Annotated in this window: 14 protein-coding genes; 7 read left to right on the top strand and 7 right to left on the bottom strand. The window is 50.9% G+C overall.

Translation table 11 applies throughout. The features are described 5' to 3' along the window. Positions 1–33: 33 nt before the first annotated feature. From torC to torD, 3 genes are read left to right on the top strand one after another with little or no spacing between them, the layout of a single operon-like run. On the top strand, positions 34–1,212 hold the full coding sequence (gene torC, locus GPJ68_RS06475; protein ID WP_016152138.1) for a pentaheme c-type cytochrome TorC: 1,179 nt from the start codon (positions 34–36) through the stop codon (positions 1,210–1,212). Further along, positions 1,202–3,742 carry a trimethylamine-N-oxide reductase TorA gene (torA, locus tag GPJ68_RS06480; protein WP_180837187.1) on the top strand — a complete coding sequence of 847 codons (2,541 nt, stop codon included), beginning with the start codon at positions 1,202–1,204 and terminating at the stop codon, positions 3,740–3,742. The genes torC and torA overlap by 11 nt, the downstream gene beginning before the upstream one ends. Further along, positions 3,739–4,353, top strand: coding sequence for a molecular chaperone TorD (gene torD / locus GPJ68_RS06485; RefSeq protein ID WP_016152140.1), 615 nt, complete (start codon positions 3,739–3,741; stop codon positions 4,351–4,353). The genes torA and torD overlap by 4 nt, the downstream gene beginning before the upstream one ends. A 240-nt stretch (positions 4,354–4,593) precedes the next feature. Here the strand turns inward: torD and uspF are convergent, their stop codons facing one another. Beyond that, a complete protein-coding gene (gene uspF, locus GPJ68_RS06490) occupies positions 4,594–5,022 on the bottom strand; it encodes a universal stress protein UspF (RefSeq protein ID WP_016152141.1) in 429 nt (142 codons plus the stop codon). Positions 5,023–5,550: 528 nt separating this feature from the next. Between uspF and GPJ68_RS06495 the strand changes: the two genes are divergently transcribed. Then, positions 5,551–6,645: a NapC/NirT family cytochrome c gene (locus GPJ68_RS06495; protein WP_016155916.1), complete on the top strand. Its 1,095-nt coding sequence runs from the start codon at positions 5,551–5,553 to the stop codon at positions 6,643–6,645. A 20-nt stretch (positions 6,646–6,665) separates the two neighbouring features. Further along, positions 6,666–9,110: a trimethylamine-N-oxide reductase 2 gene (locus tag GPJ68_RS06500; RefSeq protein ID WP_180837189.1), complete on the top strand. Its 2,445-nt coding sequence runs from the start codon at positions 6,666–6,668 to the stop codon at positions 9,108–9,110. A 488-nt stretch (positions 9,111–9,598) separates the two neighbouring features. Here the strand turns inward: GPJ68_RS06500 and GPJ68_RS06505 are convergent, their stop codons facing one another. The 6 genes from GPJ68_RS06505 to cusR all read right to left on the bottom strand — a co-directional run bounded on the left by GPJ68_RS06505 (position 9,599) and on the right by cusR (position 14,322). Next, complete coding sequence (locus GPJ68_RS06505; RefSeq protein ID WP_104652340.1) at positions 9,599–10,402, bottom strand: MBL fold metallo-hydrolase; 804 nt, start codon at positions 10,400–10,402, stop codon at positions 9,599–9,601. A gap of 80 nt (positions 10,403–10,482) precedes the next feature. Next, positions 10,483–10,734: a membrane lipoprotein lipid attachment site-containing protein gene (locus GPJ68_RS06510; RefSeq protein ID WP_019076216.1), complete on the bottom strand. Its 252-nt coding sequence runs from the start codon at positions 10,732–10,734 to the stop codon at positions 10,483–10,485. A gap of 14 nt (positions 10,735–10,748) precedes the next feature. Continuing rightward, a complete protein-coding gene (locus GPJ68_RS06515; protein ID WP_047358081.1) occupies positions 10,749–11,255 on the bottom strand; it encodes a hypothetical protein in 507 nt (168 codons plus the stop codon). 369 nt (positions 11,256–11,624) lie between these two features. Then, positions 11,625–11,951, bottom strand: a complete 327-nt coding sequence (locus tag GPJ68_RS06520; RefSeq protein ID WP_016152147.1) for a hypothetical protein — start codon at positions 11,949–11,951, stop codon at positions 11,625–11,627. A 246-nt stretch (positions 11,952–12,197) separates the two neighbouring features. Further along, entirely contained in the window at positions 12,198–13,649 is a 1,452-nt protein-coding gene (locus tag GPJ68_RS06525; protein WP_104652342.1) for a Cu(+)/Ag(+) sensor histidine kinase, read from the bottom strand. Next, positions 13,639–14,322 carry a copper response regulator transcription factor CusR gene (gene cusR, locus GPJ68_RS06530; RefSeq protein WP_016152149.1) on the bottom strand — a complete coding sequence of 228 codons (684 nt, stop codon included), beginning with the start codon at positions 14,320–14,322 and terminating at the stop codon, positions 13,639–13,641. The genes GPJ68_RS06525 and cusR overlap by 11 nt, the downstream gene beginning before the upstream one ends. A 195-nt stretch (positions 14,323–14,517) precedes the next feature. Between cusR and GPJ68_RS06535 the strand changes: the two genes are divergently transcribed. Then, on the top strand, positions 14,518–15,900 hold the full coding sequence (locus GPJ68_RS06535; RefSeq protein WP_080858978.1) for an efflux transporter outer membrane subunit: 1,383 nt from the start codon (positions 14,518–14,520) through the stop codon (positions 15,898–15,900). 32 nt (positions 15,901–15,932) lie between these two features. Further along, positions 15,933–16,280: a cation efflux system protein CusF gene (gene cusF / locus GPJ68_RS06540; protein WP_016155925.1), complete on the top strand. Its 348-nt coding sequence runs from the start codon at positions 15,933–15,935 to the stop codon at positions 16,278–16,280. The last annotated feature ends 54 nt before the right edge of the window (positions 16,281–16,334 follow it).

Consider the following 16,334-nt stretch of genomic DNA (forward strand, 5'->3'; position numbering starts at 1 on the left):
CTGTAACTAAACCATATATTTACAGGGGCTATTATGCGGAAACTATGGAGGGCGCTGCTCAGACCGAGCGCACGTTGGTCAGTGTTGGCGCTGGTCGTCATCGGGATGGTGGTCGGTATCGCGCTGATCGTCTTACCGCACGTTGGCATTAAATTAACCAGTTCAACCGAATTTTGCGTGAGCTGCCACAGCATGCAGCCGGTTTATGAAGAATATAAACAGTCTGCGCATTTTCAGAATGCCTCCGGGGTGCGCGCAGAGTGTCATGATTGCCACATTCCATCCGATATCCCTGGCATGGTGAAACGTAAGCTGGAGGCCAGCAACGATATTTACCAGACCTTTGTTGCCCACTCTATTGATACTCCTGAGAAATTCGAAGCCAAACGTGCCGAGCTGGCGGAGCGCGAATGGGCGCGAATGAAGGAGAACAACTCCGCGACCTGTCGTTCCTGTCATAACTATGATGCGATGGATCACGCGAAACAGCATCCTGAAGCTGCGCGTCAGATGAAGATTGCGGCCAAGGACAATCAATCCTGTATTGACTGCCATAAAGGTATTGCGCATCAGCTTCCCGATATGAGCAGCGGTTTCCGCAAGCAGTTTGACCAGTTACGCGCCAACGCAAACGACGATGGCGATACGCTCTATTCCCTGGACATCAAACCTATTTATGCCGCCAAAGGGGATAAAGAACCTGCGGGCTCACTGCTGCCTGCTTCTGAAGTAAAAGTGTTAAAGCGTGACGGCGACTGGCTGCAAATTGAAATTGTGGGCTGGACCGAGAGTAACGGGCGTCAGCGCGTGCTGGCGCAATTGCCAGGTAAACGCATTTTTGTGGCCTCCATTCGTGGCGACATTCAGCAGCACGTGAAAACCCTGGAGCAAACGACCGTCGCGGAAACGAATACGCAGTGGAGCAAGCTGCAGGCCACCGCCTGGATGCAGAAGGGCGATATGGTTAACGACATTAAGCCAATCTGGGCTTATGCCGACTCGCTCTATAACGGAACCTGTAACCAGTGCCACGGCGCACCTGAGAAAGAACACTTTGACGCCAACGGCTGGATTGGCACGTTGAACGGCATGATTGGATTTACCAGTCTGGATAAACGTGAAGAACGTACCTTACTGAAATATCTGCAGATGAATGCCTCTGACACCACGGACAAGCCGCATGGCGATAAGGGAGAAAGCAATGAAAAATAACGATCTCTTTCAGGCATCTCGCCGTCGTTTTCTACTGCAGTTGGGCGGCTTGACCGTCGCTGGTATGTTAGGACCTTCGCTGCTCACACCGCGCAGCGCCAACGCCGCAGAGGTGCAGGGAACTGGCGTCAAAGAGGGGATCCTGACCGGATCTCACTGGGGGGCAATCCGCGCCACCGTGGTTGATGGGCGTTTTATTGAAGCCAAACCGTTTGAGCGTGATAAGTACCCGTCAAAAATGATCGCCGGACTGCCGGATCACGTGCATGGCGGGGCGCGTATTCGCTATCCAATGGTCCGTGTCGACTGGTTGCGTAAACGCCATCAGAGCGATACCACGCAGCGTGGAGATAACCGCTTTGTGCGCGTTTCGTGGGATGAAGCGCTGGACTTCTTCTATCAGGAGCTGGAGCGAATTCAGAAGACCTATGGCCCGAGCGCGCTGCTGACGGCCAGCGGTTGGCAATCAACCGGCATGTTCCATAACGCCTCGGGGATGCTGGCGCGCGCCATTGCGCTGCACGGCAACAGCGTAAGTACCGGAGGCGACTATTCCACTGGTGCAGCCCAGGTGATTCTGCCGCGCGTGGTCGGGTCAATGGAGGTATATGAACAGCAGACCTCCTGGCCGCTGGTGCTGAAAAACAGCAAAACGATTGTGCTGTGGGGTTCCGACCTGATTAAAAACCAGCAGGCGAACTGGTGGTGCCCGGATCATGATGTTTATGAATACTACGAACAACTGAAAGAAAAAGTGGCGCGCGGCGAGATCTCGGTTATCAGTGTTGATCCGGTCATCACCTCGACGCACGACTACCTGGGCCGCGACAAGGTTAAACACGTCGCCGTGAATCCGCAGGCCGATGTGCCGCTACAGCTGGCGCTGGCGCACACACTTTATACCGAGAAGCTCTACGATAAGCATTTTCTCGATAACTACTGCGTAGGGTTTGAGCAGTTTCTGCCTTATCTGCTGGGGGAAAGTGACGGACAGCCTAAAGATGCCCAGTGGGCGGAAAAAATATGCGGGATTGATGCCGATACGATTCGTGAACTGGCGCGGCAAATGGCGGGCGGAAGAACGCAGATTATTGCCGGCTGGTGCGTCCAGCGTATGCAGCACGGGGAACAGTGGGCGTGGATGATCGTGGTGCTGGCCTCAATGCTTGGACAAATCGGCTTACCCGGCGGTGGCTTCGGCTTTGGCTGGCACTACAACGGCGCGGGCACGCCAAGCCGCAAAGGGATTATCCTGAGCGGTTTTTCTGGCTCCACCACCGTACCTCCTGTGCATGACAGCACTGATTATAAGGGGTACAGCAGCACCATCCCGATCGCGCGTTTTATCGATGCGATTCTTGAGCCGGGTAAACAAATTAACTGGAACGGCAAAACCGTCAAGTTGCCGCCGTTGAAGATGTGCGTTTTTGCCGGGACCAACCCTTTCCATCGTTACCAGCAGATCAATCGTATTATTGAGGGCTGGCGTAAGCTGGAAACCGTTATCGCCATCGATAATCAGTGGACCTCGACCTGTCGATTCGCTGACATCGTATTGCCCGCGACGACCCAGTTTGAGCGTAACGATCTTGACCAGTATGGCAACCACTCCAACCGCGGCATTATCGCCATGAAACAGTTGGTGCAGCCGCAATTTGAAGCACGTAATGATTTCGATATTTTCCGCGATCTCTGCCGCCGCTTTAATCGTGAAGAAGCCTTTACCGAAGGGTTGGATGAGATGGGGTGGCTGAAACGGATCTGGCAGGAAGGAAGCCAGCAGGGGAAAGGGCGCGGCGTTCATCTCCCCGCTTTTGACGTTTTCTGGAATCAGCAAGAGTACGTTGAGTTCGAACATCCGCAGATGTTTGTACGTCATCAGGCATTCCGCGAAGACCCCGATCTTGAGCCGCTGGGCACGCCGAGCGGATTGATCGAAATTTTCTCGAAAACCATTGCCGGTATGCAGTATGACGACTGCCAGGGGCATCCGATGTGGTTTGAGAAAATCGAACGCTCACATGGTGGACCCGGGTCGCAGCGTTGGCCACTGCATCTGCAATCTGTTCACCCTGATTTCCGTCTGCACTCGCAGCTTTGTGAATCTGAAGCGCTGCGTAAGCATTATGCGGTAAGTGGTAAAGAGCCGGTGTTTATCAACCCGCAGGATGCCAGCGTCAGGGGGATTCGCAATGGTGATATTGTCCGTGTGTTTAACGCACGTGGACAAGTACTGGCCGGGGCGGTTGTCTCCGATCTCTACTCGCCAGGCGTGGCGCGTATTCATGAAGGTGCCTGGTACGACCCTGATAACGGCGGAGAAACTGGGGCGCTGTGTAAATACGGCAATCCAAACGTATTAACAATCGATATCGGCACGTCTCAACTGGCACAGGCGACCAGCGCTCATACTACGCTGGTGGAAATTGAGAAATATACCGGCAAGGTGGATAACGTGACGGCGTTTAGCGGCCCGATAAAAATGGTGGCGCAGTGCGAATATGTTCAGGCGGAGAAGGTATCGTCATGATAAAACACTCTTCCCTGACAACAGAACAGATGGCCTGCGTTTACGCCTGGCTGGCGCAGTTGTTTTCCCGGGAACGTGACGATGACAGCCTGGCACTTTTGCAGTCCAGCGAAATGGCTGAGTGGTTCGCGGTGCTAAAAGGTGAACCGTCGCTTGAAGCGGAAGTCCTTCAGCTGGAGGAGAAAATTGCTGCGCTTCAGGTGCGTGAGGACGCAACCCTCGAACTGGCGGCTGATTTTTGTAGCCTGTTTCTGATGTCGGAAAAACACGCGGCGTTACCCTATGCGTCGGCCCATCTTGAAGGAGGGCCGAATTACGGGGTCATTAAACGATTGTTAGCCGATGCTGGTATGCAGGTAAGCGAAACGTTTAGCGAGTCAGCCGATCATCTGGCGATTTTTATCGAACTGCTGAGTCATCTGCATTTTTCTCTGGGAGAGTCCGGGCTTAGCCGCCAGCGTATTGATGCGCTGCGCAGAGAAACGCTGGCGGGGCTGTTACGCTGGTTACCGGAATTCACCGCCAAATGCCGCCGCTATGATGACTTTGGTTTCTACGGTGCGCTGAGTCAGCTGTTGCTAGCACTGGTCAGACTGGATATTCAGAACTGAGTGATGGCCTAAGCCACAGAACACCGGGAATACATTCGCTCTAATGCTTGCCATTTTAACGAAAATGAATGGGCGTAATGAGTAACTGAGAGTGGGACATCCGGAGGCAATGAATCTGTTGCCTCCGGTATATTGCTACATTTACCGCTGAGGTGAACGGAACCCTGAGCAAGAATCACATGTTCTCAAGAATGCTTAACTTATAAACGTTAGTGCAAATTCGCCCCCATTTTAACCTTATCACCGCACAACCAGCACGGGACATTTTGCATGGCGTACTACGGCAGCCGCCGTTGAACCCAGCAGATAAGTGCTAAAACCAGGCTTATGTGAGGCAATGACGATAAGCTCAGCGTCTACCGCCTCCGCCAGTTTGAGGATCTGATCCTTCGGCGGGCCGTAAACGACGTGAGTCTGACTCCTGCCTGCAGGAATATTGAACTGCTTAATAATCTCTTCGAGTTTTTCGCTGGCCTTGGCCTGCAGACCGCTTCTGTCCGGGAATTCTGTTGAGTAAGCTAGCCCCAGCGAGGCATAGAACGGAACGGTAGGAATAACGGCTAAAAAGTGGACCTTAGCGGTTTTGGCATGCGCCAGGACCTGTGGAACAACATGGCGGGTTAAATCGGTTTCAGAGATATCAATGGGCACCAGAATTGAGCGATACATATTCACTACCTCCTGTTTGTTTACCTCTACCCAGAGTGTAGCGAAAATCGAATCTGTATAATAAGTGACCAGATCAAGGTTGCATGCATAAATGCGTGTCAATGATTGGTGTGTGTCACAACTCTTGTCGTGAATGTATATCTGAGCACAACCACAAGAGGGGTATCTTCATTAATACGTGTTATCACGTAATAGAAAAGGGTTCGTTTTTATGTTTTTTCATTGTATATTTTATTATATAGCGACTATTGCCAAGGGCATAATTTTAATGCCATTCAGCACTCATTAAATTTTTATTCTGACGTTTCCATGATTAATGGTTAATTAAACCTTGGGCTTGGTTCAATCCTCTGATTTTAAAAAGGTATTTTATATTTAATTTCGTTCTTATTAATTATGCGAGCGCCTTCAAAATTACCCACATGCTGATTCTCATTTCCGTCTGCGTTTGATGAATATCAATAAGTAGCCGCGTTAGGGTAATTATTGTCTACCTATTAAAGGGTATTCGTCTTGTGGGAATAAAAGATGAGAAAAATAAATAAAACCATCCTCGGGACGATGCTGCTGTGCATTGTTCTTGGTGCTGTTATCGTTTTGGCAGGGCAATGGACGTTGCACAAAACCTCAAGCACGGAATTCTGTTTATCGTGCCATACGATGCAAGCACCGTATGAGGAATATACCGGTTCGGTTCACTTTCAGAATCAGAAAGGTATTCGTGCAGAGTGTGCTGATTGTCATATCCCCCAGGGCGGCCTGGATTATCTGGTGGCTAAACTGCGGGCCTCAAAAGATGTTTATCATCAGTTCATAACCAAAAAAATCGATACCCCTGAAAAATTTGAAGAACACCGTCTGGAGATGGCGCAAACCGTCTGGGCACAGCTAAAAGCGAGCGATTCTGCGACCTGCCGTAGCTGTCACAGCATGGACGCGATGGATCTTGCCGCACAAAGCGCAGAGGCCCAGAAAATGCACAAAATGGGCATCGAGGAAAAGCAAACCTGTATTGATTGCCACAAAGGCGTCGCCCATTTCCCACCTGAAATAAAAATGGATGACAGCGCGCTCAAAGGGCTTGAAGCGCAGTCCGCCTCCACCCCTGCTTCGGCAACAGAGCTTTATGCCGTAAGCAACACTGCGCTGGGCGATTTGGGAACCGTTTACCCGGCAACAAAAATGCAGGTTCTGAAAACAACGGACAATACGCGACAGGTCGAGATTCGCGGTAGCCAGATGCAGGGAAATGAACAGGTCATTTACTACGCGGCAGGACAGCGTTTGATTCTTGCCAGCCTGAGTGAAAAAGGTCAGCAATCGCTGAAGATCCTCTCCGACTGGAAAAAAGATGATTACGGCAATGTGTGGCGAGATGTCGTGCTGCAGGGTGAATGGAGCGGTTCCGCTCTCGCCAGCCGTGAACCGATGTGGGATTACGCACGCAAACTCGACAATGTCTACTGCGCGGGCTGCCATGCGCCAATTCCGGCGAATCATTTCACGCTCAACGCCTGGCCTTCAGTAGCAAAAGGGATGGGCGCTCGCACCAATATCAGTGAAAACGAACTGGATATCCTGAGCCGTTACTTCCAGTACAACGCTAAAGACATGAACAAATAAGCGATAAATCAGGAGAAATCATGAAACTCACAAGACGTGACTTTATTAAGACGGCCGGCGCGGCAACCGGGACAATGGCGATTTCTTCGGTGATCCCAATGCCGGCCTGGGCCGAAGGCCAAAATGGCGGAGCGATTCTGACGGCAGCGCGTTGGGGCGCGGTATACGTGGAAGTAAAAGATGGCAAAGTGGTTTCCTCAAAAGGCGCGTTGCCTAAAACGGTGCCGAACTCGTTACAGCAAACCGCGCCGGATCAGGTCCATACCAATATCCGCGTAAAATATCCGATGGTGCGCAAAAGCTATCTGGAAAACCCGGGTAATGCGGATGGTAAACGTGGAAGCGATCCTTTCGTGCGGGTTAGCTGGGAGCAGGCACTGAAACTGATACACGAGCAGCATAGCCGGATCCGTAGCAGCTATGGCCCAGCGTCGATATTTGCTGGTTCTTATGGCTGGCGCTCCAGCGGCGTTCTGCATAAAGCGCAAACCTTACTGCAACGCTATATGAGCATGGCCGGTGGTTACGCAGGTCATACCGGAGATTATTCAACCGGTGCCGCGCAGGTGATCATGCCTTACGTTGTGGGATCGGTTGAAGTCTATGAGCAGCAAACCACCTGGCCGATGGTGCTTGAGCACAGTCAGGTCGTGGTGCTGTGGGGGATGAACCCGCTCAATACCCTCAAGATTGCCTGGAGCAGCACGGATGAACAGGGGATTGAATACTTTAATCTGCTGAAGAAATCAGGGAAAAGCGTCATCGCCATCGATCCGATGCGTTCCGAAACCATTGAGTTCTTTGGTGATAATGCGACCTGGATTGCGCCACATATGGGGACCGATGTGGCGATGATGTTAGGGATCGCCCATACGCTGGTGAAGAAAAATCTCCATGACAAAGCCTTCCTGGAAAAATACACCACTGGATATCCGCAGTTTGAAGAGTATTTGCTCGGCAAGAGCGACAAAATAGAGAAAACCGCCGAGTGGGCTTCCGGCGTGTGCGGCGTGCCTGCGGAGCAACTGGAGAAGCTGGCGGAAATTTTCTCCAGCAATCAAACCATGCTCATGGCGGGTTGGGGGATTCAGCGCCAGCAATACGGTGAGCAAAAACACTGGATGCTGGTGACTCTGGCGGCGATGCTGGGGCAAATTGGTACCGAAGGCGGTGGTTTCGGATTCTCTTATCACTATTCCAACGGTGGTAACCCAACGCGTACCGGGGGAGTATTGCCAGCCATCTCCGCCCAAATTGAGGGTGGGTCATCTGCGGGTAACGACTGGGCGGTTTCCGATGCGGTGACTAGCCTGCCGGTAGCGCGAATTGTCGAAGCGCTGGAAAATCCAGGCGGCAAATATCAGCATAACGGTAAAGAGCAAACCTTCCCGGATATCAAAATGATCTGGTGGGCGGGCGGCGCTAACTTTACCCATCATCAGGATACTAACCGTCTAATCAAAGCCTGGCAGAAGCCTGAACTGGTTGTCATCTCTGAGTGCTACTGGACCGCAGCGGCCAAACATGCCGATATAGTCCTGCCGATCACCACGTCGTATGAGCGCAACGATCTGACCATGACCGGTGATTACAGTAACCAACATCTGGTGCCGATGAAGCAGGTCATTGAGCCGCAGTTTGAAGCACGCAGTGATTTTGACGTATTTGCCGATCTGGCGGAGATGCTCAAGCCTGGCGGTAAGGCGGTCTACACCGAGGGCAAAGATGAAATGGCGTGGCTGAAGCAGTTCTATGATGCCGCGCAAAAAGCCGCCCGCGCCCAGCGTATCGCCATGCCTCAGTTCAACGCGTTTTGGCAGCAAAACAAACTGATCGAAATGCGTGAGAATGAAAAGAATAACAAATATGTACGCTACGCGGATTTCCGCAGCGATCCGGTGATGAATGCGCTTGGAACGCCGAGCGGTAAGATAGAAATCTACTCAAAAACGATTGAAGGCTATCAATACAAAGATTGCCCGCCGCATGCGTCATGGATTGAACCCGATGAATGGAAAGGAACTGCGGATAAAGATCAACTGCAGCTACTGACGGCGCACCCGGCACATCGTCTGCATAGTCAGTTGAACTACGCTTCGCTGCGCAAAGAGTACGCGATTGCCAATCGTGAGCCGGTAACGATTCACCCGGATGATGCGAAAGCCAGAGGTATTGCCGAAGGCGATCTGGTACGCGTATGGAACGCGCGTGGACAGGTGCTGGTGGGGGCACACATCAGTGACGGTATCAAACCGGGAATCATCTGTATCCATGAAGGCGCATGGCCAGATATTGAGAACGGTATCTGCAAAAATGGCGGCGCGAATGTGCTGACGGCGGATATCCCAACCTCAAGGCTGGCGAATGGCTGCGCGGGGAATACCAGCCTGGTATACGCAGAAAAATTCACCGGCGAAGCGCCAAAACTCACCGTCTTTGATGAGCCAGCAATCGTCACTCTGTAATGATGGTTGAAAAGCGGGGGCCGTAAGGCTCGAATGCTGGCAGTTAACGAGGATGAGTGGCCGTAGCGATAACGGAGAGTGGCACATACGGAGGTAATGAATCTATTGCCTCCGGTATATTGCTACGTTCACCTTATGTTTGTCACTTCTCTGAAACGATCCTCCCTGTGAACGTGTTAAGGGTACTATCGCCGTACCCTTAACAATCCCGGCTCCCGGCGGGAAAATTGCCGCTCCGCGGTCCCCTCCGTTTATTCCTCCAGGCTACCGGGCCGGGCGCGAGGTAGCGTCCCTGCAAAACGCGCCCTGAACCCGCATCCCTGCGGGTTCTCCCTGCCTTACGGAAACACGTCGGCAATTTTCAGCCGGACCAGCCCACACCTGCCCACCTGCGTTTTTTATCTGAACAGCAAAACAGATTTAACTGATCGGCAGTAGGCCGTAAGGCTCCCGCTTTTTATTGCTGGTATGGCAATGTCTTATCGCCGTTACTCTGCCAGCACAATCACATCTCCCGTTGCCGGGGCGTCAGTTCCCGGTAGCCACAATCGACCCCACGAACCGGTGCAATGACAGCCGAGTAGTTTTTCTGGTTGTTGTTGCTTAATAAATTGTCGGGTTCGCCATAGCTTAGCGGGGGAGGCAGTGCGTAAATGGAACCCACCGACGAGGGCGTAAATTTGGTTAACGCCGGTGATGTTTTGGCAATGGCGTACGATATTCTCTATTCCCCGATGCCCGCATCCGGTAATGATGACTAACCCGCGATCAGATTTATAGATCAATACGCCTTCGTCGCTGATGTAATCCGGTTGAGGTGTTTTCTCGCTAATAACGCCATAGGCCTGTGGAGTGGCGACACTAATTTCCCCGGACCACAAAAATCGATCGCTGATCGCCAACGGTTCACGGGTGTATTCCATGATTAGTCGAGAGTAGTCGTTATCACGCGAGAGTTTTTTTATTTTTCTTGGCGTTCCCGCCAGGGTTATTGAGGCATATCGTTCGCAGGCTATTTGGGGATGGCAAATGATACGACTGTTATCCGTCAGCCACGGCACGCCGCCACAGTGATCGTAATGGCCGTGCGAAAGAACCACGGCGGTCAATTGCGTCAGGTCTACGCCCATTTGCGCGGCGTTAAGTATGAAGCTGTCGTCCGGGCCGGTATCAAATAGTATGGTGGTGGTTTCATCCTGAACTAACAGACTTAATCCAGGCTTTGCCCGTAATGATTTATCTGCGCTCGCAGCGCGCCTGTTTTCAAGCAATACCGTGAGGGTTAATGCCATGCCTGACTCCAGTATTAAAACGGCATACTGTAATACATGACCGTTGAGAGCGCTGTGATCGCAGCGCTCTTTGTGCTGACTTAGCGGTGATAGTAATGGCCGTCATCATCGGAGTGATGGTGACTATGCCGCCACGCATGCTGGTTCTCCCTTTGCTCGCGCTCCTGGCGTTCATGCTCTTTATCACGGTTGGCTTCACGGTTTTTGTGATTAGCGATCGCCGTGGCAACTGCTGCGGCCCCAATACCAGCAGCGGCTGCAGAAAGGTAAGGATGTTCGGCACAGCCCGACAGACTAGCCATAATAACCAACGTGGAAATCAGTTTTTTCATTGTGGCGGTATCCGTTACTCGCGCACAATTTTGCCAGCATTCCCGGCATCGCTGTCATTCCAGCTACCGCGACCATTCGTTTTAATGGTGTAAGTGGCATAGCCGACACGGAAGGTCATCGTATCCTGATAGGTATTTACGTCACGCACTTCATTACCATTGACGTACACGCTGGAACCCTCGACGTGAATATCAACGCTGCGTTGACCATTGGCAAATTTGGCTACGTAATTTCCGCTGAATTTGCCGTAAATATCGGCATTATCGTGGTTATCCCGGTCAGCGGTATTTTGCTGCTCTTCACCATGACGATGATGACGGCTCTGCTGGCTGTTGCCGTTCTCAATAAAGCCATGATCGCGGTTCCACTGATAGGATTTATTGATATCGCAGCCATTGAGTTCACTCATTTGTGTACAACCTGAATGTTCATACTTTTTCTGCATTGCCGGGGTAATTGCGCATGCTGTTGTGGCCGTTGTCAGGCCGAGGACAAAGAGGGTCAGCAGACGTTTTTTCATTTTTTTGCTCACTATCATCATTAAGTTTATTTATAGGAATACGAACTGTTCGAATGTCATGTTTACGACGACGGCAGTCTCCCATTAAATATTAATGACGCATACCAGGGGGAATCCTAATTTATATTAATGGTGAGAGCGTGGGGGCTGTAATATGCAACATTACAAGCAGGTGAATCACGTAGTTTATACAAGTAAGATAAAACGCTTAATTATATTTACTTTTTAATGAAGTGTTTAAAGAAATATTAATATTGACATTAATGGCAGGAACGCAGGCTTGTAAATGTACAGGCCTGCGTGGCGCGTTTTGTCCGCAATATTCATACATAGCGTATTGATGGACATTTTATTCAACACAGGACAACGTTACCCTTGCGCGGGGATCTGTGCGCGGTGCTGCCTGGCCTGAACCTCATGGGCATATGAATGACCGTTATTCACTGACTGGTGAACGACCATCGCTTTTTCATGTTTATTCATTTGTGAAAAAGGGCGTGCCTGGGATGGTGTTGACGTTGAATTATTCGTCTGCGCGACGTGTTCTTGCGCCATTTGTTGATGTGCAGGGGCACTGCTGTTATTCATCATTTCATGGGCTGCTGCGGCCTGCTGATGCATTTTGGGTGTGTCTGCCGCATTAACGCCAGCTGAAATAAAAAACGCGATAGCGAAAAAAGAGGATATCTTATTCATCATATTTCTCCTGTTTGGGTTTACGGAAGAAATTATAATTGGTGAGGGCTGTCAGCGGCGTGACAGGACTATGACGGTTATGACAGAGAATCGGTGATGATATATATCGTTCATACTTCAAGTTGCATATGCGTTGGCTGCGCTCGTTCACCCCAGTCATTTACTTAAGTAAGTGACTGGGGATTCCCTCTCTTGCCGCCTTCCTGCAACTCGAATTGTTTAAGGTATCAACGCCATTACCATAAATTACATCGCATGCTTGGGCAGCGTCAGAATAAATCGGGTGGCAAGCTGATCGGATGTCACCGAGACTTTCCCCTGATGGGCGATAACAATCGATTTCACAATCGCCAGGCCAATACCGCTGCCTTCGCCTTTACGCTGTCGCGAAGGGTCAACCCGATAAAACCGATCAAATAGCCGCGATAGATGCTGTGGGGGAATGGGGGGGCCGGGATTTTCCACGACTATCTGGACCAGGCCATCCGCCTCTTTCACCCGCACGGTTACCGACTCGCCTTTTGGTGTGTAGCGCATGGCATTTGAAAGCAGATTACTCATTGCCCGGCGTAGCATTAACGGATCGCCTGAAACCCAGCATGCGCGTCCTTCAAAACGTAAGCCAACCTCGCGCTCTTCTGCCCAGGCTTCGAAAAAATCGAACACTTTACCAACCTCATCGGCCAGATTAAGCGCTGTCTTTTCCGGGATAAGCTGATTGTTGTCTGCCTGCGCCAGAAACAGCATGTCGCTTACCATTTTCGACATACGACTAAACTCTTCAAGATTGGAATACAGCACGTCTTCCAGCTCTTTTTGGCTACGGGTTTGGCTGAGCGCAATTTCCGTTTGCGTGACCAGGTTGGTTATTGGCGTGCGGATCTCATGGGCAATATCCGCCGAGAAGTTCGACTGACGTTTAAATACATCCTCAATGCGTTCGATCATGTGATTAAACGAACTTACCAGCTGTTCCAGTTCAATAGGGACCGCTTGCGGATCGAGGCGCACATCAAGATCTTTTGAGGTGATATTTTGGATGCGCCGACTGACATTACGGATCGGTTCATGGCCTTTATACACAGCGAACAGCACGATAAATACAATCATCATGCTAATCAGCGATGCCGTCATAATCAGTTTGTTTTTCAGGTCGTTAATATAGTGCAGATGAAAATCGATCGATAACGCCAGATACAGCGTATACGCCGCTTTTCCATCAGTCAGCTTTCCTACCGGCAGGCGAATCATTCGCCAGTTAGACGACGTTTTTTGTCCGTGAATATGTTTGGCCGTTTGCAGTGTTGGGCCGGATATAATAAAAACATCGCTGGCATGGGCATTTTTATCCGGTCTTGCGCTGGCGATAAATTGCCGGAGATCCGGCGCATTTGGCGAATGAAAAATGGCTTTCTGCTTACTGTCTTCCAGAGAAATAATGACGTTCGAGTAGCCCTCTACCACGTTTTTTAGCGTTTCCAGGCGGCGTGATTCTGGCTCGTTGGGTTGGTTAATAATCCGCTCCAGCGTGGCGCTGATCTCTTGTAAATCATTGATGTCCTGCTCGGCGAAATGGACCTTTACGGAGTGGATCATTATCCATGCAAAGGCGAAAAATGAAGCGATCGTCGCCAGACTGATAAAAAAGGTCAGTCGTGTCGCCAGCGAAAAAGGGCGCCGCCATCGTTTACTGGGCATCAGGAACCTCAAGCATATATCCCACGCCGCGTACGGTTTGAATCAGTTTCGGCTCAAAATCGTTATCAATTTTGGCGCGCAGACGCTTAACGGCGACGTCGATGGCATTGGTATCGCTGTCAAAATTCATATCCCAAACCTGGGAAGCGATCAGCGAGCGGGGTAAAACTTCCCCTTGATGACGCAGGAAAAACTCAAGCAGCGTAAACTCTTTGCTGGTCAGGGTAATACGCGTCCCGCTGCGGGTGACTTTTCTGCTGACCAGATCGACCATTAAATCCGCGACCTGAAACTGGCTTTCGACAATCACCGCCGCCCCGCGGCGCAGCAGCGTTCTGACCCGCGCCAGCAGTTCGGCGAAGGCGAACGGTTTGACCAGATAATCATCAGCGCCTAATTCCAGACCCTTAACCCGATGTTCAATGGTACCCAGCGCGGTGAGGAGAAGAATAGGCATCCCTTTGTTAGCGGAACGCAGCATCCGCACGATATCCCAGCCGTTTACATCCGGCAGCATGATGTCGAGTATGAGCAGGTCGTAATCGCCGGTCATCGCCAGATGGTACCCGTTCAGGCCGTTATCCGCTAAATCCACGACAAAACCCGCTTCCGTCAGGCCTTTCGTCAGGTATTCACCGGTTTTTTTCTCATCTTCGACTATCAACACCTTCATCGCATTCTCCTTCTCACACGGGTTGTGCGGACTTTCAATTCTAGGGAAGCGGGATCGGATAGCAATCGGTTATTGGGAAAATGACAGTTTTGTCATTTTCCTGTCACCGCTTAAACAGAGTCACTTCGTTAAAGTACAACACTATAAATTCCTACATTTTTTAGGGCCATCAGTCCGGTCAGGACGAGAAGAACTATGAGCAAATTTAAGCTTCTTACCCTCAGCGCTGTATTCGTTCTCGCCGGTTGTTCATTGGCGCCGGACTATCAGCGTCCGACATTGCCTGTGCCGCAGCAATTCTCCTTAAGCCAGAATGCCCTGGTTTCTGCACCGGTGGGATATCAGGACACGGGCTGGCGGAGCTTCTTCGTTGACTCCCAGGTAAAGGCGCTGATTGGCGAGGCGCTGGTCAATAACCGCGATTTACGTATGGCAGTGCTAAAAGTTCAGGAAGCGAGAGCGCAATATGGCGTCACGGACGCTGACCGCTACCCGCAACTCACGGCAGGTTCCAGTGGTACTTACAGCGGCAAATTAAAAGGCGATAGCAGCACCGATCGTGAATTGGAAGCTGGACTCAATCTCAGTTTCGATCTGGACTTCTTTGGTCGGCTAAAGAATATGAGTGAAGCCGAGCGGCAGAACTTCTTTGCCAGCGAAGAGGCGCGTCGGGCGGTACACATCTCATTAATCTCCAACGTATCGCAAAGTTATTTCAATCAGCGTCTGGCTTATGCACAACTGCAAATTGCCGAAGAAACGCTGCAAAACTATCAGCGTTCTTACGCTTTTGTTGAGAAGCAGTTGCTGACCGGAAGCACCAACGTGCTGGCGCTGGAACAGGCGCGGGGCGTGATTGAAAGCACGCGCAGCGAAATCGCGAAGCGTAAAGGTGAACTGGCGCAGGCCAACAACGCGCTGCAACTGTTGCTGGGTACGTACGGGAAATTACCCAACGACCAGATGCGCAGCAGCGGGGATATCAAACCAGTAACGCTGCCGCCATCGCTCTCGTCGCAAATCCTGTTGCAGCGCCCGGATATTTTGGAAGCTGAACACGGATTAATGGCGGCGAATGCCAATATCGGCGCCGCACGGGCAGCGTTTTTCCCGTCGATTACCTTGACCAGTTCGGTTTCCAGCAGCAGCAGCGATCTCTCCAGCTTATTTAATGCGACCAGCGGTATGTGGAATTTTGTCCCCAAAATAGATATTCCCATTTTTAACGCCGGACGTAATCAGTCCAATCTCGACCTCGCTGAAATTCGCCAACAGCAGTCGGTGGTGAATTACGAACAAAAAATTCAGAACGCGTTTAAAGAGGTGGCGGATGCGCTGGTGTTGCGCCAAAGCATTGCCGATCAAATTAGTGGTCAGCAGCGCTACCTGACGTCATTGCAAATCACCTTACAACGCGCCAGAGCGCTTTATCAAAATGGTGCGGTTAGCTACATCGAAGTACTGGACGCCGAACGTTCTTTATTCGCTACGCAGCAATCGCTGCTCGATCTTAATTACGCCCAACAGGTTAATGAAATTAAGCTGTTTGCTGCCTTAGGCGGCGGTTGGGTGGAGTAATCCTTAATATTAACTTTTCAGGAGCATCAAGTATGAATACTACCGCCAAAGCCGTGTTGTTTAGCTTTTTCTCTGTGGTCATGTTTAACGCTCAGGCCAATGAGCATCAGCATGGCGAGATGATGAACATGCAGCCAGCGGCCCAACAGGAAGACGTCATTAGCGCCACCGGGGTGATTGAAGCTATTGATAAAGAAAGTAAAAAAATCACGATCAAGCATGATCCCATTGCCGCGGTGAACTGGCCTGCCATGACGATGCGTTTTACGCGGGTTGCCGACACCAAGGCTGACGATATTAAACCCGGCGATAAGGTTGCGTTTACGTTTGTTCAGCAGGGAAATCTCTCTGTGTTACGCGATATTCACATCAGTAAATAACGTTCTCGCTGGTCTCTTTTATTCTTGCCCGGATTCTTCGAAATGCGGGTGAGA

Origin of the sequence: Citrobacter sp. 172116965, from assembly GCF_013458095.1 — a bacterium.
Classification (GTDB): domain Bacteria; phylum Pseudomonadota; class Gammaproteobacteria; order Enterobacterales; family Enterobacteriaceae; genus Citrobacter; species Citrobacter braakii.

Bases quoted from the DNA above. Each gene is read 5' to 3' on its own strand.
- torC (WP_016152138.1), top strand. From the start codon at position 34: ATGCGGAAACTATGGAGGGCGCTGCTCAGACCGAGCGCACGTTGGTCA.
- torA (WP_180837187.1), top strand. From the start codon at position 1,202: ATGAAAAATAACGATCTCTTTCAGGCATCTCGCCGTCGTTTTCTACTG.
- torD (WP_016152140.1), top strand. From the start codon at position 3,739: ATGATAAAACACTCTTCCCTGACAACAGAACAGATGGCCTGCGTTTAC.
- uspF (WP_016152141.1), bottom strand. From the start codon at position 5,022: ATGTATCGCTCAATTCTGGTGCCCATTGATATCTCTGAAACCGATTTA.
- GPJ68_RS06495 (WP_016155916.1), top strand. From the start codon at position 5,551: ATGAGAAAAATAAATAAAACCATCCTCGGGACGATGCTGCTGTGCATT.
- GPJ68_RS06500 (WP_180837189.1), top strand. From the start codon at position 6,666: ATGAAACTCACAAGACGTGACTTTATTAAGACGGCCGGCGCGGCAACC.
- GPJ68_RS06505 (WP_104652340.1), bottom strand. From the start codon at position 10,402: ATGGCATTAACCCTCACGGTATTGCTTGAAAACAGGCGCGCTGCGAGC.
- GPJ68_RS06510 (WP_019076216.1), bottom strand. From the start codon at position 10,734: ATGAAAAAACTGATTTCCACGTTGGTTATTATGGCTAGTCTGTCGGGC.
- GPJ68_RS06515 (WP_047358081.1), bottom strand. From the start codon at position 11,255: ATGAAAAAACGTCTGCTGACCCTCTTTGTCCTCGGCCTGACAACGGCC.
- GPJ68_RS06520 (WP_016152147.1), bottom strand. From the start codon at position 11,951: ATGAATAAGATATCCTCTTTTTTCGCTATCGCGTTTTTTATTTCAGCT.
- GPJ68_RS06525 (WP_104652342.1), bottom strand. From the start codon at position 13,649: ATGCCCAGTAAACGATGGCGGCGCCCTTTTTCGCTGGCGACACGACTG.
- cusR (WP_016152149.1), bottom strand. From the start codon at position 14,322: ATGAAGGTGTTGATAGTCGAAGATGAGAAAAAAACCGGTGAATACCTG.
- GPJ68_RS06535 (WP_080858978.1), top strand. From the start codon at position 14,518: ATGAGCAAATTTAAGCTTCTTACCCTCAGCGCTGTATTCGTTCTCGCC.
- cusF (WP_016155925.1), top strand. From the start codon at position 15,933: ATGAATACTACCGCCAAAGCCGTGTTGTTTAGCTTTTTCTCTGTGGTC.